The following is a 17,250-nucleotide window of genomic DNA, read 5'->3' on the forward strand; positions in this document are numbered from 1 at the left end:
CATCCGCTACCACGCCCTCCCACAAAGGCAAATCGAGTGCTAAACGTTCGCGCCACGGAATGCCTGCGTCGGGGTCGTCTTTGGTGATATTGCCGGGACCGGAGTTCAGGCTGGGCCAAGTCTCATACACATAAAGCCTTGTGTGCGGATTGGCTTCCAGCGCCAGCCCTGAGAACTTTGCCACGTAGCCCGAAGTGTCGTTATACTGAAGCTGCGCTTTCAGCGGCTGCGCTTCGGTCATGATAAGCACGTCGGTCGGCTGCGCTTTCAGCCGCGCCTTGGCATCGACGCCTTCGGCATTGGCGGAATTGTCCCAGTTGTAGGCCAGCGATGAGCCGTTGATGATCTGCGCTTGCACGACCGAAGGCTGACCCATCGCCCGCAAGGTGGCGTCCAGCACGGTGGGCAGTGTGGGGCCGACCAACGAATGGCCGATAAACAGCACATCGGTCAGCAAAGACAGCAGGAACATCGGTGCCTCTTTCAGCGGGTTGCGGTGACGATAGCCGCATCGCCGCCGCCTCGCCACTTCTCCTATGCCGCAGCTTGGGCAAAATTCGGGCCGCGAGGTGACGTGCCCCCTGTTTCTTGCGCGGTGATCTGATATTCAGCCGCACAATTGGACAAGTTCGGGGATTGGCATGACGCATCTGTGGGTCCGGGCAGAGCAGCGCCCGAATGAAGAGCGCGTCGGCTTGACGCCGGAAGGTGCTGCGACGCTGATCAAGGCGGGCATTCGGGTGACGGTCGAGCAAAGCTCGGTGCGCGCGATTGGCATTGAGGGCTACAAGGGCGCGGGTTGCGAGATTGCAGCAGAAAATCTTTGGCCGAAAGCGCCTGCCGATGCGATCATCTTTGGGCTGAAAGAACTGCCCGAGGATGGCACCCCGCTGACCCATCGTCACATCATGTTCGGCCATGCGTTCAAAGGCCAACCTGCTGGGCAGGTGTTGCTGAAGCGATTCAAAGCGGGCGGCGGCACTCTGTACGATCTGGAATATCTGGTGAATGAAAATGGCCGCCGGGTGGCAGCCTTTGGCTATTGGGCGGGCTATGCGGGTGCTGCGGTTTCGCTGAAATGCTGGGCCGCACAGCAGCGTGGGGGTATTGCTGGGCCAGTGGCGAAGTATCCCGGCAAAGCGGCCTTGCTGGCGGATTTGAAGGCTGAACTAGCAGGCTTCCCGCGCCCGAAAGCCATCGTGATCGGTGCCTTGGGCCGGGTTGGCACCGGTGCGTCTGATCTGTGCGCGGCGCTGGGCGTGGCGGTGACAAAATGGGATCAGGCCGAAACGGCAAGCGGCGGGCCGTTCCCTGAGGTGTTGCAGCATGAGATTTTCCTGAACTGCATCCTCGCCAGCCCCGGTTGCCCGGTGTTCGTAGCAGCTTCGGCCAAAACCGATGCGGCGCGGAAACTGACGGTGATCGGTGATATTGCCTGCGATCCAACCTCGGATTTCTCACCGATCAAGGTTTATGATCGGGTGACTGAATGGGATGCGCCTGCCTTGCGGGTGGCGGAAGATCCAGTGCTGGACGTGACCGCGATTGACAACTTGCCGTCGTTGTTGCCGGTAGAAAGCAGCGAAGATTATGCGGCGCAGTTGTTGCCATCTTTGGCAACGCTGAATGATTTGAAATCTGGCGTTTGGGGCCGGGCCGAGGCGGATTTCGTCCTGCACTCGGCCAAACTTTAAGCTCGGGCAGCCTGTAAAGGAGAAAAGCATGACGATTCATTGGTGTGGCACAGGGCTGTCATCTGGTCCGGGCCTGCGGCGGCTGATTGAAACTGGCCACAAGGTTGTGGTGTGGAACCGAACTGTTGAGAAGGCGCAAGAGGCTGTCGGCGATCTGGGCGCGGACATTCGCGCCTATAGCCTTGAGGCTTTAGCGGCAGCCTTGCAGCCCGGTGATGTTGCGATCTCGATGTTGCCCGCCGATCAGCATGTGGCGATTGCGCAGACCTGCTTGGACAAGGGCGCGCATTTTGTATCGTCATCGTATATCGCGCCCGAGATGAAGGCATTGGACAGTGCGTTCCGTGAGGCCGGTCTGGTCTCGGTCAACGAGGTCGGTCTCGATCCCGGCATTGATCACGTGATGGCGCATGATCTGGTGGCGCGCTACCGGGCGTCGAAGGCTTACCACGTTGATAACGTGATCTCCTTCACCAGCTATTGCGGCGGTGTGCCAAAGATTCCGAACCCGTTCCGTTACAAATTCTCATGGGCTCCGCTGGGGGTGCTGAAAGCCCTGCGCTCACCTTCGCGCAGCTTGCGGAACTTTGCGGAATTGCGGGTCAATCGTCCGTGGGATGCGATCACCCGCTATGACGCGCCGCTGCCGCAACCGGAAAGCTTTGAGGTTTATCCCAACCGTGACAGCTACCCGTTCATGGAGGATTATCGGTTTGATCCCGATTGGAAGGTCAAGGATTTCGTGCGCGGCACCATTCGGCTGAACGGCTGGGAAGCGGCTTGGACACCGGTGTTCCGCGAGATTGAGACGCTGGAAGGGCCAAGCGGCGATGCACGGCTGGCCGAAATGGCGGCGCAGTTTGTCGCCGAGAACTCTTATGCGCCGGGAGAGCCGGATCGGGTGATCTTGTTCGTGTCGCTGAAAGCCGAGCGCGATGGCCGCCCGGTGTTCCATGAGACTTGGGCGATGGATGCTTGGGGCGATGCGCGCGGCTCTGCTATGGCGCGGCTGGTATCAACCCCGGTGAGTTTCGCGGTGGAGTCGGTGCTGAACCGTGAAATCGCCGTCGGTGTGCATGCCGCACCGCATGACCCGAAGCTGTTGAAAAGCTGGCTTGGCCAAGTGCGCGGCCTTGCGCAATATATGGAGCGGATCGAGCATATCTGAGGCGGGGTGCCGCTTCGGGTGCCATCGAGGCACCACTCGGCGGCTTTGGTGCTGCTTGCGAGGTCGGGTGTAATGCCCGGCCTTTCTTGCTTTCGATAGGCGGAGGGCCTCCGGCGGGGATGTTTCGCCAAGATGAAGCGGTGACAGGCAGGGCTTCGGGCGTTATGTTACCTGCAACGACCCGGCGGCTGAAGCGGGCTACAGGAATTACAGGATCGGCATGACACGGACGCCCGGTAAGGGAAGCCTTGGCAATCGGCTGGCGATGTGGCGTGCGCTGCGGGCGCAAGCTGCGACCGGATTTGTCTCGCAGCCCGAACCGCGTTCAATCGGGCTTTATGCGCGTGGGCGGCAGTTGGTGGCGGGCAATTTCCAGTTTGCCGGACAGTTGGTTCAAGCCGTGGGCGCGTCGATCTGGGACGTCAAGCTGGATGATCCCGGCGCCCCTACTGAGACGCACGGATTTTTGTGGCTGGACGATCTGGCGGCTTTGGGCGATTCCGCCGCCCGCACCCGGGCGCAGGAATGGACATGGGATTGGATCGCGCGGTTTGGTCGCGGCCAAGGGCCGGGGTGGACGCCCGATCTGACCGGACGGCGGCTTATCCGTCTGATAAACCACGCGCTGCTGTTGTTGCAAGGGCGCGATAGGGTGCAATCCGATGCCTATTATCGCAGTCTGTCGGCGCAGGTGGTGTTTTTGTCACGGCGCTGGGCGCATGTAGCCCCCGGATTGCCGCGGTTTGAGGCGCTGACCGGGCTGATCTATGCCGGTCTTGCGCTGACCGGAATGGAAGCCCGCGTTGCGCCGGCTGTCGCCGCTTTGGCAGTGGAATGTGGTCGCGAGATTGACGCGATGGGCGGTATTCCCACCCGCAACCCCGAGGAGTTGCTGGAAGTTTTCACGCTTTTGACTTGGGCCGAGCAGGCTCTGTCCGAAGCGGGCCACACGCCGCCGCCCGCTTTGGTCGCGTCGTTGGAGCGGATTGCGCCCAGTTTGAGGGCGCTGCGCCATGCCGATGGTGGGCTTGCCCGGTTTCATGGCGGCGGGCGTGGATTGGAAGGCCGCCTGGATATGGCGCTTGCCGCAACGGGCGTCAAACCGGGACCGAGCGTCGGTCAAGCCTTTGCAATGGGGTTTGTCCGTATGGCCGAGGCCCGTACAACGGTGATTATCGACGCGGCGCGGCCTCCGGGTGGGGCTGCGGGAGTGTGGGCACATGCCTCGACAGCCGCGTTCGAGCTGACATCAGGGCGACGTCCGGTGATCGTGAGTTGTGGTTCGGGTGCGCCGTTTGGGGCGGATTGGCGGCAAGCTGGTCGGGCGACGGCGTCGCATGCAACTTTGGCGGTGGATGGGTTTTCATCGAGCCGATTGAAGCCCGGCCCTCGGGTGGCATTCGGGCGTGACGCATTGGTTGATTGCGCGCAGGTGACTTCGCTGCGGCAGGGCCAGCTGCCGGATGGGTTACACCTGTACATGGCGCATTCGGGGTGGTCGGTGACGCATGGCCTGTCGCATTCCCGCGAATTATTGCTGACGAAAAACGGTCGCAAGCTGGCGGGCACTGACGCGCTGATTGCTCGCACTCAAGCCGAACGGGCGCGATTTGAGCGGTTGATGAATGAGGCGCAATTGCAAGGTGCGGGCTTTGCTGTGCGATTCCATTTGCATCCCGATGTCGATGCAACGCTGGATATGGGTGGGGCTGCAGTCTCACTTGCCTTAAAAAGCGGAGAGATTTGGGTGTTTCGCCATGATGGCTTTGCAACTTTGTCCCTTGAGCCTTCGGTTTATCTGGAGAAAGGCCGCTTAAAACCGCGTCCGACGCGGCAGATTGTCCTTTCGGCTCGCGCGGTTGATCTCGAGACGCGGATCGGCTGGACCTTGGCGAAAGCACAGGATACTCCGCTTGCGATCCGTGATCTGGACCGCGATGAGATGCCGGTTCCGATCTGACCTCGAAGGGGCTAGACGATGACCAACCTCGTGCCGATCGGCCGCGCGCTGATTTCCGTGTCCGATAAATCTGGCCTCTTGGACCTTGCGCGCGCCTTGGCTGCGCAGGGGGTCGAGTTGATTTCAACCGGCGGCACAAGCGGTATGTTGCGCACGGCGGGACTGAAAGTGCGTGATGTTTCGGACGTCACCGGTTTCCCCGAGATGATGGATGGCCGCGTCAAAACCCTGCATCCGAATGTGCATGGCGCTTTGCTGGCGCTGCGCGATGATGACGAGCACCTGTTGGCAATGGCGGCGCATGGGATCGAGCCGATTGATTTGCTGGTCGTCAACCTCTACCCGTTTGAGGAAACCGTCGCCAAGGGTGCCGACTACGACACCTGCATCGAGAATATCGACATTGGCGGGCCCGCGATGATCAGGGCGGCTGCGAAGAACCACCGCTTTGTTACGGTCTTGACCGATCCTGCCGATTACGCCGGGTTGATCGACCAGATGAAAGCGCATGACGGAGCGACGACTTTGGCGTTCCGGCAGAAACTAGGGCTGGCCGCCTATTCCCGCACTGCCGCCTATGACACGGCTGTGTCGGGCTGGCTATCGGGGCAGTTGAACCAGCCGTTCACCCGTTCTAAAAGCTTCGGCGGCGTGTTGGCGCAAGGCTTGCGTTATGGCGAAAATCCGCATCAGGCGGCGGCGTTTTATACTGATGGTTCGCGCCGTGAAGGGGTTGCTACGGCGAAGCAATGGCAGGGCAAGGAACTGTCTTACAACAACATCAACGACACCGATGCGGCGTTCGAATTGGTGGCGGAGTTTGCGGGTGCGGGCCCAGCTTGCGCCATTATCAAACACGCCAACCCGTGCGGAGTAGGCACGGCGACGACGCTGAAAGAGGCGTATCTGCGGGCTTATGCCTGCGATCAGACGAGTGCTTTCGGTGGGATTGTCGCGCTTAATCAGGCGCTTGATGCCGAAACGGCTGAGGAAATCATTAAAATCTTCACCGAAGTGGTGATTGCGCCCGGTGCCAGCGATGAGGCGAAAGCGATCTTCGCCACTAAGAAAAACCTGCGCCTGCTGACCACCAAGGGCTTGCCCGACCCCACCGAGAAATCGCTCGCCTTCAAGCAGGTCGCGGGCGGTTTTCTTGTGCAGGACCGCGATGTTGACCGCATCACAGCCGCCGATTTGAAGGTGGTGACAAAGCGCGCGCCGACCGACACTGAACTTGCCGACCTGATGTTTGCGTGGAAAGTTGCCAAGCATGTGAAGTCAAACGCTATCGTTTATGTCAAGGATGGAGCGACGGTTGGGGTGGGGGCAGGGCAGATGAGCCGCATTGATTCGACTCGCATTGCTGCGCGTAAAGCGGGCGATATGGCCGATGCGCTTAGCCTTAGCCAAAGCCCGACTGTCGGTTCTGTGGTGGCGTCGGATGCGTTCTTTCCCTTTGCCGATGGGCTGCTCGCTGCAGCCGAGGCGGGCGCTACCGCGATTATCCAACCCGGCGGCTCGATGCGCGATGATGAAGTTATTGCGGCTGCAGATGCGGCGGGCCTTGCGATGGTGTTCACCGATCAACGGCATTTCCGGCACTAGATGCGCGCGCTTTCCCTCACCGCCATCATCGTCTTCCTGCTGGATCAACTGAGCAAACTCGGCGTGATCCGCCTTCTGTCCTTACGCGAACGCGGCGAAATCGAAGTGCTCGACCCGCTGCTGAACTTCCGCTGGGCCGAGAATCGTGGCGTCAACTTTGGCCTATTCGCCAACAGCGCGGAATTCATGCGTTGGGTGCTGATCGCCATAGCCCTTGTGATCTCGGCTTGGGTGTTGTGGTGGCTGCGGCGCGAGCGTCCCGGCAAATGGTCGATGATCGCGGGCGGCCTCTTGATCGGCGGCGCTTTGGGCAATGTGGTGGACCGCATTGCCTACGGTTATGTCGCGGATTTCCTGACGATGGCGTGTTGCGGCTATGAAAATCCCTATTCATTCAACGTCGCAGACATCGCAATTTTCGCCGGTGCGCTGGGTTTGGTGCTGTTTGGTGGCAAATCCGCCAAGCCAACCCCGCCTAAGCGCCGAAAGACCCCGTGACGCGGGCGGGATCATAGGCTAAGACGGCGATGGTAAGGCTTTCTGGAGGCAGCAACATGCGATCAGCACGGGTGGTTCTCGCAATCGCGGGTGCAGCGTTGTTGGCGCTGTCGGCTTGCAGCGAAAAGGCGCCAGAGCTGATGAATCTGCGCTCTGACAGCAATGGCCCGGACGAATTTGCGATTCTGCCGCCGAAAGCCCTGGAAATGCCAGTATCTTTGGCTGAACTGCCTGCGCCTACGCCGGGTGGCGGCAATATGACCGATCCGCAACCGCAGAATGAAGCTATCCTGGCCTTGGGCGGCAAACCCCAACCGACCACTGGCGTCAGCGATGCGGGGCTTTACAACTATGCCACCCGTCAGGGCGTAACGCCGGGCATCCGTGCGACTTTGGCCGCAGAAGATCTTGAATTCCGCAGCAAAAATCGCGGTCGTCCGCTAGAGCGTTTGTTTAACCAGAACGTCTATTACAAAGCCTATGCCAAAATGTCGTTGGATCAGCACGCAGAATTGCTGCGATGGCGGGCAGCAGGTGCGCGCACTCCTTCCGCCCCGCCACGTAATAAGGGCGAATGATCACAACCCCGTTGCCCCGGCTTTCGGTAGGCGTCCGTTGCGGTTAGCTTGCCCGCAAGTTGCCCCCGCAGCCCATCCAACGGAGGACCGCGATGTTTCGCACCCTTGGCCGCACGATGTTCGGCCTTCTCGCCCTGTCTTTGCCCGCAAGCGCCGATACAGTCAGCAGCTATACCCTTGATAACGGCATGCAGGTGGTGGTGATCGAAGATCATCGCGCGCCGGTTGTCACGCAGATGGTCTGGTATAAAATCGGCCGCGCCGACGAATCCCCCGGCCATTCCGGCATCGCGCATTTCTTCGAGCATCTGATGTTCAAAGGCACCGCAAAAGTGCCAACGGGTGAGTTTTCGGCGACGGTCGAAAAGCAGGGCGGCAATGATAATGCCTTCACCACGCAGGATTACACCGCCTATTTCCAGCGTGTTGCGGCTGATCGGCTCGATCTGATGATGCAGATGGAATCTGATCGCATGGTCAATCTGAACATGTCGGAAGAAGATGTGACGACCGAGCGGCAGGTGATTTTGGAAGAACGCGGTCAGCGCACAGATTCCGATCCCGGCAGCCTGCTGCAAGAGCAAATGTCGGCGGCGCAATATCTGAACCACCCCTACGGCATCCCGGTGATCGGTTGGCGCGCTGAAATAGCAGCGCTGTCCCGCGATGATGCGATCAATTTTTATCGCGCCTATTATGCGCCGAATAACGCCATCCTGATCGTCGCAGGCGATGTGAAGCCTGCCGATGTGCTGGCCTTGGCCAAGAAATACTACGGACCGCTGCCCACCTCCGATAAAATAAAACCGCGTCACCGCCCGGAAGAACCGCCACAACTGGCCGAGCGTCGCATGGTGCTGGCAGATGAGCGTGTGGCCCAACCTTATGTCGCGCGCAGCTATATGTCGCCCGAACGTAATCCCGGCGATCAGAAGCAAGCCGCAGCCCTCGCGGTGTTGGCTGATCTGCTGGGCGGCTCTGGTACGACTTCGGTGCTTACCAAAGCGTTGCAGTTTGACACCCAAACCGCGGTCTATTCCTCGGCCTATTACGATGGCACTTCGGTTGATCCGCAGACCTTCGGGCTTGTCGTGGTCCCTGCCGAGGGTGTCAGCTTGGCCGATGCCGAGGCTGCAATGGACAAAGTCATCGCGCAATTCCTGAAAGACGGCGTCAACGCCGACGATTTTGCCCGCATCAAGACCCAGATCCGCGCGGGCCAGATCTATGCGCGCGACGATGCAGGCGGCCTCGCCCGCATGTATGGCGAGGCGCTGGCCGTCGGCTTGTCGGTCAAGGACGTGCAGGATTGGCCGGACGTGCTGCAAGCCGTCACCCCCGAAGACGTGATGGCCGCAGCCAAGCTGGTCTTTAACCGCGATCAAGCCGTCACCGGATGGCTCACCACCAAAGAGGCCGCAGAATGACCGTTCGCACCCTGTTTAAAGCCGCAATTCTTCTGCTGACGCTTGCCGCTCCACTGCGCGCTGAAATCAACATCCAAGCCGTCACCTCTCCGGGTGGCATCAAGGCATGGCTGGTGGAAGATCACGGTATCCCCTTCACCGCGCTGGAGATCCGCTTCAAAGGCGGCACCTCGCTTGATGCGCCCGAGCAGCGCGGCGCGGTCAATTTGATGACGGCGCTTATTGAGGAAGGTGCGGGCCCGCTTGACAGCCAAGGCTTTGCCGCCGCCCGCGATGGCCTGGCGGCCAGCTTCCAATTCAGCAGCGATCTTGATGGCGTTTCGGTCTCCAGCCACTTCCTGACCGAGAACCGGGATCAGGCATTGGCACTGCTGCATTCTGCCTTGACCAAGCCGCGCTTTGACCAAGATGCGGTGGACCGGGTGCGTGAACAGGTTTTGTCGGGCCTGCGCTCGGACGCCAAAGACCCCGCCACGATTGCCGCCAATTTGGAGCGCGCCCGCAGTTTTGGCACCCATCCCTATGGCTCGGATGGTTCTGGCACCATCGCCAGCGTTACCGCCTTGACCCGCGACGATATCGAACTCGCATTCCACGACGCAATCGCGCGCGACCGCATCACCGTCGCCGCCGCTGGTGACATCACAGCAACCGAACTGGGCGTCGTGCTCGACAACTTACTCGCCGATCTGCCCGCCCAAGGTGCGCCGCTTCCTCCCGAGGCGACGCTGCTGACCAAAGGCGGCATCACCGTGCAAGATTTCCCCGGCCCGCAATCGACGATCATTTTTGCCCAAGGTGGCATGAAGTTTTCTGACCCCGATTACTTTGCGGCGAGCTTGCTGAACGAAATTCTCGGCGGTGGTCGTTTCAGCGCCCGCCTGATGAACGAGGTGCGCACAAAGCGTGGTCTGACCTACGGTATCGGCACCGGCCTTGCCGCCTACGATCATGCCGAGGTGCTGATCGGTCAGTTCCAAGCCAGCAATGACAAAGTTGCCGAAGCCATCAAGGTGATCCGCGACGAATGGGCGAAACTGGCGAAAGATGGTGTGACCGAGCAAGAACTCGCCAACGCCAAAACCTATATGACCGGCGCCTATCCGCTGCGTTTTGATGGCAATGATACGATTGCCTCGATCCTTGTTGGTATGCAGGACTTGGGCCTTTCGCCCGATTATCCGAAGACCCGCAATGCCAAGGTCGAGGCTGTCACGCTGGAGGATGTCAAACGCGTCGCCGCTCGTTTGATCAAGCCGGATGATCTGCATTTCACCGTGGTGGGGCAACCGACAGGGGTTGTGAACGAATAGCGAATCTGTGGAGGTTTGCGCCACACAATGCTAGAACTGGGGGCATGACGCTGCATGCCCCCAATATACGCCCCATCATTCGCGCTTTGGACGAAGCCGCCATCAACCGCATCGCAGCGGGTGAAGTGGTGGAACGTCCAGCCTCTGCCGTCAAAGAGCTGGTCGAAAACGCTTTAGACGCAGGCGCGAAGCGTATCGCCGTTGAATATTCCGCTGGCGGCAAAGTCCTGATTCGCGTCACCGATGACGGCTGTGGCATGACCCCCGAAGACTTGCCCCTCGCCGTCGCGCGCCATGCTACCTCGAAAATCGATGGCTCCGACCTGCTCAATATCCGCTCGTTCGGCTTTCGTGGCGAGGCGCTTGCCTCCCTCGGCTCCGTCGGTCGCCTCACCCTAACCTCCCGCGCTGACGGCCACGTCGGCGCTTCGTTAACCATCGCAGGCGGACGCTTGGGCCAAGCCCGCCCCGCTGCCGCATCGCGCGGCACCACTGTTGAGCTCCGCGACCTGTTCTACGCCACCCCCGCCCGTCTGAAATTCCTGCGCACCGACCGCGCCGAGGCCCAAGCCATTGCCGAAGTCATCAAGCGCCTCGCGATGGCCGAACCGCATGTCGGCTTCACGCTGACCGAGATCACCGAGGAACCCCCTCGCACAATCTTCCGCGCAGACCCGCTGACTGGCGATCTGTTCGACGCCCTGCACGGTCGCCTAGCGCATGTCTTGGGCCGTGATTTCATCGACAACGCGCTGAAAATCGACGTCGAACGCGACGGCCTGCGTCTTACCGGATACGCGGCCCTGCCGACCTATTCGCGCGGCTCGTCGGTGCAGCAATTCGTCTGCGTCAATGGCCGCCCAGTGCTCGACCGCACGCTTCTGGGCGCTTTGCGGGTCGCTTACTACGATTTCCTCAGTCGAGACCGCCATCCGGCTGCCGTGCTGAACCTGATCTGCGACCCCGAGCGCGTCGATGTGAACGTCCACCCGGCCAAATCTGAGGTGCGTTTTCGCGAACCCGAAGCCGCCCGCAGCCTGTTCATCACCGGGTTGCGCACCGCTTTGACCCAAGCCGGCCACCGCGCCAGCAGCACTGTCGCCGATGCGACTTTGGCCGCGATGCGCCCTGAACCCACTATGCAAGCCAGCATCGCCTATCCCCGCATTTACCAAATGGACCGCCCCAGCAGCGCCGCTTTAGGCCGCGCTTATGCCTATCAAGCGCCAGAGGCTCAGGGCTTTGCCGAAGCACCCTCTGCCCGCTTCGAGCCTGCAAGAACGGACGACACCAACACCCCGCTAGGTGCCGCCCGCGCGCAGCTGCATGAGAATTACATCATCGCCCAAACCGCAACTGGTATGGTGATCGTTGACCAGCACGCAGCACATGAGCGCCTTGTTTATGAACGCCTGAAACGTCAGATGGCGGAAACTGGCATCAAAGCTCAAGCCCTGTTAATCCCTGAAATCGTTGAACTTTCCGCCAGCGATGCGATCCGCCTGCTCGAGATTGCACAGGATCTGACGGCGCTGGGGTTAACCATCGAACCCTTCGGCGGCAACGCCATAGCGGTGCGTGAAATCCCGGCCATCCTTGGCAATACCTCTGCCGCCGCCCTGCTGCGCGACGTGCTGGATGAGTTGACAGACCTCGGCCAAAGCCATTCGCTGCAATCGAAAATGGAAGCGATCCTGTCCCGCATGGCCTGTCATGGCTCGATCCGTTCCGGTCGCCAAATGCGCGCAGAGGAAATGAACGCCCTGCTGCGTGAGATGGAGGCGACGCCGCATTCCGGTCAGTGCAACCATGGCCGCCCCACTTATGTGGAGTTGAAACTTCACGATATCGAAAGGCTTTTCGGGCGCAGATGATCACTCTTTTCGGCCAAACCTATGCGTGGAACGCGCCTGAGATTCTGCTGATCGCCGGGGCGGTTCTGCTGCTTGCGGCTCTGCTCATCCTGATCCTGCGCGCTGCTGGACGTTCGGCGACCATGGCCGCACCGCTGATGCGCGAAATGGGGTGGCTCGGTCAGCGCGTGCAAGCCTTGGGCGAGGGTCAGGAACGTCTAGCGGGCGGTCTGCACCATGTCTCAGAGAACCAAGCGGTCAGCCAAGCGGCCATGCTGCAACTGATGGAAAAACGCTTGGCGGAAGTGCAACGTGCGATGGGCGAAAGCCTGCACGGCACCGCCACCCGCACCGCGCATAGTCTTGGCGAGTTGCAGCAGCGCCTGCAAACCATCGACAAAGCGCAGGCCAATATCGAAAAGCTGTCTGGCAACGTCTTGAACCTGCAAGACATTCTTGCCAACAAACAGGCGCGCGGTGCGTTTGGCGAAATCCAGTTGAACGACATTGTGCAAAAGGCATTGCCGTCGGACGCCTACACGATGCAGGCGACCTTGAGTAACGGTAAGCGTGCTGATTGCCTGATCCACCTGCCCAATCCACCGGGGCCAATCGTCATTGATGCCAAGTTTCCTCTGGAAGCTTACGAGGCTTTGCGCCGCGCCCAAAATCCGCGCGAGACGACCGAAGCGCAGGCTCAACTTCGCTCGGCCGTGCGTGTTCACATCAAGGCGATCTCCGAGAAATACATCCTTGACGGTGAGACGGCCGACGGCGCGCTGATGTTTTTGCCATCGGAAGCGGTCTACGCCGAGTTGCACGCGAACTTCCCCGAAGTGGTGCGCGATGGCTTCACCGCCCGTGTCTGGATCGTTTCGCCCACCACCTGCATGGCGACGTTGAACACAATGCGCGCCGTGCTGAAAGACGCACGGATGCGCGAGCAGGCGGGCGCGATCCGCACGACCCTGCGGCAGTTGCACCGCGATGTTGAGATTGTGGTGGAGCGGGCTGAGAAACTCTCCACCCATTTCAACCAAGCCCGCGCCGACCTCGACGGCATCTCAACCGCAGCCGAGCGTGCTGGCAAACGTGCCGCGCGTTTGGATAATTTCGACTTCGAGGAGTTGGAGCGCAACGAGCCAACTCCAATCCTCGCGGCACCGACATCTCCATCGCGATTAGCTGAATGATCCGTCATCTGACGCCCGCCGACTACAAAACCATGCCTTGGGCCAATGGCAAAGGCGTCACTGTGGAAATGCTGAAGCTTGAAGAAAACGGCCAACTGCTGTGGCGACTGTCCCGCGCTTCGGTGGTTGAGAATGGCGATTTCTCGTTGTTTCCGGGCATCGAGCGCAATCTGACCGTCATCACTGGCCCCGGCTTTGATTTGGTCGGCGATGGCCTGCACCTGCCCGCCAAACCCTTGATCCCGGTGGCTTTCGCGGGCGACACACCGATCCGCGCCGAAGCCGTCACCACGCCCAGCGATGATTTCAACGTAATGAGCGCCCGCAAACTGCCCCGCCCGGATGTGGCTGTGATTACGGGAACGGCTCAGTTGCCGGGGCGAGATACGGTTGCGATTTTTGCTCTGCAAACCGGAGAAATCAACGGAACCGTTGTCGGTCGTTACGACCTTGTACTTACCGATGAACCCGTATCGCTTGTCGGCCAAATGATCGCCGTAAGACTTTTTCGCTAAGGTTGGCGCCAGCGGCTTCGCTCGTTAAATCCTAAACAACGGCTGCAACAGCCGAGGAATGAACGCGTTAAAGCGCAGCGGCGCGTCCGTAGCCGCCAGACAAATACATGCCTCGCCTGCCTCTGCAACCGGAGTATGTTGCAACTCCTCTGTCGCAATCTCTAAATCACCCGGCCCGAAACGGTCTACGGCATCGCGAAATGCACCCTGCAGCACCAGCGTCAACTCGGTGCCGCGGTGGCCGTGATCGGGCACCGCTTGCCCCGCCGGGATATACAAAAGCCGCGCCATCGCACCCTTGCTGGTCGGCAGAATCGCCTGCCGTACCCCCATCCCCAGATTGCGCCACTTCACCGCTGCCAGACCACCACCGAGATAACCCCGCAACGCCGCTGGAAAATCTTCCTGCGGCGACGGCGGCGCAATAATTTCCGGCGCACCCAACCGCGCCATTACCGCATCCAACGCTCCGTCAGTCATCGCAACCGCGGCATCACCGTCCAGAACCGCACCACCAACGGCCTCAAACGTTGCCAACTGTGCCCGGCAATCGTCGCACATAGAGACATGCGTGGCGACGACCAGCCCAAACGCCTCGGGCAAATTCCCCGCCGCGTAGGCGATCAACAGCGCATCAGACAGATGATGACGGATACTCATTTCAGTGCCTTACTTCATGTTCTGACGCAAACGGTCCAGCGCAAGCCGGATCCGAGATTTGATCGTGCCCAAAGGCAACCCGGTCTCGGCCGCGATTTCGGAATGCGACAACTCGCCATAAAACGCCCGTTGGATCAGGGTGCGCTGCTTTTCCGGCAATGCGCTTAACGCTGCCACCAGCCGCGCGGTTTCCTGCCCGGCCTCGTAAATATCGGCCTGATCTGGCTGGCTATCCGGCCCCCAATCCAACGCATCGGGCTCTGGCCTGCGCGCCTTGCGGGCCAGATCAATGCGCCGATTGCGCGCGATGGTGAACACCCATGTCGCCACGCTTGCCCGAGCAGGATCATACAACGCCGCCTTATTCCATAGCGTCGCCATAACATCTTGCGCGCAGTCTTCCGCCATTGCCGCGTCAGTGCCGGACTTCATCAAGAAACCCTTCACCCGGGGCGCGAAATGCTGAAACAACGCCGCGAAAGCCGCCCGATCCTGGCTATCGCGCACCGCCACCATCAGAGCGGCCCAATCGGTTTCGCACGACGCCTCGACCACTCGCAACTTCCCTGTGCCCATGTCCGGCCACACCACCCGAACGGGCGGTAGCTTCGCGCCATAAATGGCCGTGCAGGGGGCGAGGTCAAGCAACATGAAACTTTTACGCGCACCACCCGTAACTGGATCACAACAAAAGATGATCCATCCCGCCATCCGCCGCGTATCACACTAAACGTTACCCAAGGACGCTCCATGCCTTTTGAGAATTACGACCAGATGCCACGCCGGATTGCAGTGGTCGGCGGTGGCATCTCAGGCATGGCGGCGGCGCATCTCCTCGCACCTCACAATGCGGTAGTGCTGTTCGAATCTCAACCGCAACTGGGGGGCCATGCCCGCACAGTGCACGCAGGCAAGCGCGGCGATCAGCCGGTCGATACTGGATTTATCGTCTTCAACAAGGTCAACTACCCCCACCTCCTCAAATTGTTCGAGTCCTTGGACGTGCCAATCGCCCCCAGCAATATGAGCTTTGGCGCTTCGATCAGGGGCGGTCGCCTGCAATACGCTCTGCGCGACCTCGACAGCTTGTTTGCGCAGCGTCGCAACCTGCTCAGCCCGGCGTTTTTGCGGATGTGCCGCGATATCACGCATTTCAACAAACACGCGGCCACGCTCGCGCAAGATCCTCAAATGACCATTGCCGAGCTGTTGTTGACCCTGCGCACCGGCCCGTATTTCCGAGATTACTACATCTTGCCGCTGTCAGGCGCGATCTGGTCAACGCCACCGCAAGACATCCTCGATTTTCCGGCACAGGCGCTGATTTCGTTCTTCCAGAACCACGCGTTGATGCAAATATCCAGTCAACACCAGTGGTTTACTGTGCGCGGAGGTTCGATCCAATACGTCAGCCGCCTTTCTGCCGACCTGCGACGTCATGGCGTTGAACTGCGACTGTCTACCCCGATTGCGGGTATTCAACGCTTACCCGATGGCGTGATGGTGCGTGCGGCGGGCGGCGAGTGGGAGTTGTTTGACGATTTAATCCTCGCCACGCATTCGGATGACTCCTTGCGTTTGCTGTCTGATCCCACCCACGCTGAAACCGCCGCCCTGTCAGCGATCCGCTATCAGCCCAACCATGCCACGCTTCACGCGGATGCCAGCTTGATGCCAAGTTTGCGCAAGTGCTGGTCGAGTTGGGTCTACACCGAGCCTGCCGCAGAGCGTTCCGATAAAATTGACCTGACCTACTGGATGAACTCGCTGCAACCGATCCCGCACGACGACCCGATGTTCGTGACGCTGAATGCCAATCAGCCTATCCGCCAAGAGCTGATTTATGACCAAGTTACCTTTCGGCATCCGGTTTATGATGGCGCGGCTTTGCGGGCTCAAAAGCAGATCAGAGCGATCAATGGCGATAACAACACGTGGTTCTGTGGCGCATGGATGCGCAACGGTTTTCACGAGGATGGCTTCGCCAGTGCCGTCGATGTGGTTGATGCGATGCGAGCGGCGGTCGAAGACAGATGAGTGCGGTCGAGCATGTTGCGGGCAGCACGTTTCACGGACGACGCGGTGCGGTGGCGAATCGCTTCAACTACCGCGTCGATTATGTGCTGTTGAACCCTGAAGATTCGCATGGGCCGTGGCTGTTTTCGCGTAATCGGCGCAATCTGACCTCGGTTTTTGACAGCGACCACGGCGGGGTACCGAAAGAGGGGCGCGGGGTTGCGTGGGTGCGCGAAGTTTTGGCCGCGCACAACCTGCCGCAAGCCAGCGAAATCTTGTTCCTGGCGCAACCGCGTGTGCTGGGCCATGTGTTCAACCCGGTGTCATTCTGGTTATGCAGCGACGCCAAGGGCCTGAGGGTGGTGATTGCAGAGGTTTCAAACACTTTTGGCGATCGGCATAGCTATCTCTGCCACCGCGATGATCTGGTGCCGTTGACCCGCGATGATACCGTAACGGCGCAGAAAATCTTTCATGTCTCGCCGTTTCAACCGGTTGAAGGCAGCTACCGCTTCCGCTTTGACATCACAGCCAGCAAGATCGGCATCTGGATCGACTATAGCACCGGCGACGGCGGCCTGATCGCCACGCTGACCGGCCCGCGCGCGCCGCTGACCAATGCGGCGATCCTGCGGGCCTGCCTGCGTCGCCCGTTCGGCTCGCGTCGGGTGCTGGCGTTGATCCATTGGCAGGCGATAAAACTGTGGTGGAAAGGTGCGCGGTTCCGTCCTCGCCCCGAGCCTCCGCGCGACGAAATCTCACGTTAGGGC

The 17,250-nt window shown here is 60.3% G+C and carries 15 protein-coding genes and 1 pseudogene; 13 read left to right on the forward strand and 3 right to left on the reverse strand.

The window, feature by feature from the left end; genetic code table 11:
• A pseudogene (locus JWS10_RS17555) lies at positions 1-472 on the reverse strand (hypothetical protein); the annotation flags it as partial.
• A 169-nt stretch (positions 473-641) separates the two neighbouring features.
• Here JWS10_RS17555 and JWS10_RS17560 point away from each other — a divergent pair.
• The 11 genes from JWS10_RS17560 to JWS10_RS17610 all read left to right on the forward strand — a co-directional run bounded on the left by JWS10_RS17560 (position 642) and on the right by JWS10_RS17610 (position 13,804).
• The gene (locus JWS10_RS17560; protein ID WP_299509104.1) at positions 642-1,694 is read left to right on the forward strand and encodes a saccharopine dehydrogenase; all 1,053 of its coding nucleotides are present in this window, start codon (positions 642-644) and stop codon (positions 1,692-1,694) included.
• A gap of 28 nt (positions 1,695-1,722) precedes the next feature.
• The gene (locus JWS10_RS17565; RefSeq protein WP_299509105.1) at positions 1,723-2,862 is read left to right on the forward strand and encodes a saccharopine dehydrogenase family protein; all 1,140 of its coding nucleotides are present in this window, start codon (positions 1,723-1,725) and stop codon (positions 2,860-2,862) included.
• 220 nt (positions 2,863-3,082) lie between these two features.
• Entirely contained in the window at positions 3,083-4,822 is a 1,740-nt protein-coding gene (locus JWS10_RS17570) for a heparinase II/III family protein (protein ID WP_299509106.1), read from the forward strand.
• Between the two features lie 18 nt (positions 4,823-4,840).
• Positions 4,841-6,427, forward strand: a complete 1,587-nt coding sequence (purH, locus tag JWS10_RS17575; RefSeq protein ID WP_299509107.1) for a bifunctional phosphoribosylaminoimidazolecarboxamide formyltransferase/IMP cyclohydrolase — start codon at positions 4,841-4,843, stop codon at positions 6,425-6,427.
• Positions 6,428-6,925, forward strand: a complete 498-nt coding sequence (gene lspA / locus JWS10_RS17580; RefSeq protein WP_299509108.1) for a signal peptidase II — start codon at positions 6,428-6,430, stop codon at positions 6,923-6,925.
• A gap of 56 nt (positions 6,926-6,981) precedes the next feature.
• On the forward strand, positions 6,982-7,503 hold the full coding sequence (locus JWS10_RS17585) for a DUF3035 domain-containing protein (RefSeq protein WP_299509109.1): 522 nt from the start codon (positions 6,982-6,984) through the stop codon (positions 7,501-7,503).
• A gap of 92 nt (positions 7,504-7,595) precedes the next feature.
• Positions 7,596-8,930, forward strand: a complete 1,335-nt coding sequence (locus JWS10_RS17590) for a pitrilysin family protein (protein ID WP_299477113.1) — start codon at positions 7,596-7,598, stop codon at positions 8,928-8,930.
• Positions 8,927-10,243, forward strand: a complete 1,317-nt coding sequence (locus tag JWS10_RS17595; RefSeq protein WP_299509110.1) for a pitrilysin family protein — start codon at positions 8,927-8,929, stop codon at positions 10,241-10,243. Before JWS10_RS17590 ends, JWS10_RS17595 begins: the two co-directional genes overlap by 4 nt.
• A 44-nt stretch (positions 10,244-10,287) precedes the next feature.
• Entirely contained in the window at positions 10,288-12,117 is a 1,830-nt protein-coding gene (mutL, locus tag JWS10_RS17600) for a DNA mismatch repair endonuclease MutL (RefSeq protein WP_299509111.1), read from the forward strand.
• Positions 12,114-13,289, forward strand: a complete 1,176-nt coding sequence (rmuC, locus tag JWS10_RS17605; protein WP_299509112.1) for a DNA recombination protein RmuC — start codon at positions 12,114-12,116, stop codon at positions 13,287-13,289. Before mutL ends, rmuC begins: the two co-directional genes overlap by 4 nt.
• Complete coding sequence (locus tag JWS10_RS17610; RefSeq protein WP_299509113.1) at positions 13,286-13,804, forward strand: HutD family protein; 519 nt, start codon at positions 13,286-13,288, stop codon at positions 13,802-13,804. The genes rmuC and JWS10_RS17610 overlap by 4 nt, the downstream gene beginning before the upstream one ends.
• A gap of 24 nt (positions 13,805-13,828) precedes the next feature.
• Here JWS10_RS17610 and JWS10_RS17615 read toward each other — a convergent pair whose 3' ends face one another.
• Together JWS10_RS17615 and JWS10_RS17620 are read right to left on the reverse strand one after the other, a co-directional pair.
• Complete coding sequence (locus JWS10_RS17615; RefSeq protein ID WP_299509114.1) at positions 13,829-14,464, reverse strand: ChrR family anti-sigma-E factor; 636 nt, start codon at positions 14,462-14,464, stop codon at positions 13,829-13,831.
• 9 nt (positions 14,465-14,473) lie between these two features.
• Positions 14,474-15,040: a sigma-70 family RNA polymerase sigma factor gene (locus JWS10_RS17620; protein WP_299509157.1), complete on the reverse strand. Its 567-nt coding sequence runs from the start codon at positions 15,038-15,040 to the stop codon at positions 14,474-14,476.
• A 174-nt stretch (positions 15,041-15,214) separates the two neighbouring features.
• Here JWS10_RS17620 and JWS10_RS17625 point away from each other — a divergent pair, with 174 nt between their 5' ends.
• Positions 15,215-16,501, forward strand: a complete 1,287-nt coding sequence (locus JWS10_RS17625; protein WP_299509115.1) for an FAD-dependent oxidoreductase — start codon at positions 15,215-15,217, stop codon at positions 16,499-16,501.
• The gene (locus tag JWS10_RS17630) at positions 16,498-17,247 is read left to right on the forward strand and encodes a DUF1365 domain-containing protein (RefSeq protein ID WP_299509116.1); all 750 of its coding nucleotides are present in this window, start codon (positions 16,498-16,500) and stop codon (positions 17,245-17,247) included. The genes JWS10_RS17625 and JWS10_RS17630 overlap by 4 nt, the downstream gene beginning before the upstream one ends.
• The last annotated feature ends 3 nt before the right edge of the window (positions 17,248-17,250 follow it).

This window comes from Cypionkella sp., from assembly GCF_028290025.1.
Classification (GTDB): domain Bacteria; phylum Pseudomonadota; class Alphaproteobacteria; order Rhodobacterales; family Rhodobacteraceae; genus Cypionkella.

What these genes read in the sequence shown, in the direction of transcription:
- JWS10_RS17615 (WP_299509114.1), bottom strand. Translation starts at nt 14,464, where the DNA reads ATGAGTATCCGTCATCATCTGTCTGATGCGCTGTTGATCGCCTACGCG.
- JWS10_RS17625 (WP_299509115.1), top strand. Translation starts at nt 15,215, where the DNA reads ATGCCTTTTGAGAATTACGACCAGATGCCACGCCGGATTGCAGTGGTC.
- JWS10_RS17590 (WP_299477113.1), top strand. Translation starts at nt 7,596, where the DNA reads ATGTTTCGCACCCTTGGCCGCACGATGTTCGGCCTTCTCGCCCTGTCT.
- mutL (WP_299509111.1), top strand. Translation starts at nt 10,288, where the DNA reads ATGACGCTGCATGCCCCCAATATACGCCCCATCATTCGCGCTTTGGAC.
- JWS10_RS17620 (WP_299509157.1), bottom strand. Translation starts at nt 15,040, where the DNA reads ATGGGCACAGGGAAGTTGCGAGTGGTCGAGGCGTCGTGCGAAACCGAT.
- JWS10_RS17570 (WP_299509106.1), top strand. Translation starts at nt 3,083, where the DNA reads ATGACACGGACGCCCGGTAAGGGAAGCCTTGGCAATCGGCTGGCGATG.
- JWS10_RS17565 (WP_299509105.1), top strand. Translation starts at nt 1,723, where the DNA reads ATGACGATTCATTGGTGTGGCACAGGGCTGTCATCTGGTCCGGGCCTG.
- JWS10_RS17595 (WP_299509110.1), top strand. Translation starts at nt 8,927, where the DNA reads ATGACCGTTCGCACCCTGTTTAAAGCCGCAATTCTTCTGCTGACGCTT.
- lspA (WP_299509108.1), top strand. Translation starts at nt 6,428, where the DNA reads ATGCGCGCGCTTTCCCTCACCGCCATCATCGTCTTCCTGCTGGATCAA.
- purH (WP_299509107.1), top strand. Translation starts at nt 4,841, where the DNA reads ATGACCAACCTCGTGCCGATCGGCCGCGCGCTGATTTCCGTGTCCGAT.
- JWS10_RS17610 (WP_299509113.1), top strand. Translation starts at nt 13,286, where the DNA reads ATGATCCGTCATCTGACGCCCGCCGACTACAAAACCATGCCTTGGGCC.
- rmuC (WP_299509112.1), top strand. Translation starts at nt 12,114, where the DNA reads ATGATCACTCTTTTCGGCCAAACCTATGCGTGGAACGCGCCTGAGATT.
- JWS10_RS17560 (WP_299509104.1), top strand. Translation starts at nt 642, where the DNA reads ATGACGCATCTGTGGGTCCGGGCAGAGCAGCGCCCGAATGAAGAGCGC.
- JWS10_RS17585 (WP_299509109.1), top strand. Translation starts at nt 6,982, where the DNA reads ATGCGATCAGCACGGGTGGTTCTCGCAATCGCGGGTGCAGCGTTGTTG.
- JWS10_RS17630 (WP_299509116.1), top strand. Translation starts at nt 16,498, where the DNA reads ATGAGTGCGGTCGAGCATGTTGCGGGCAGCACGTTTCACGGACGACGC.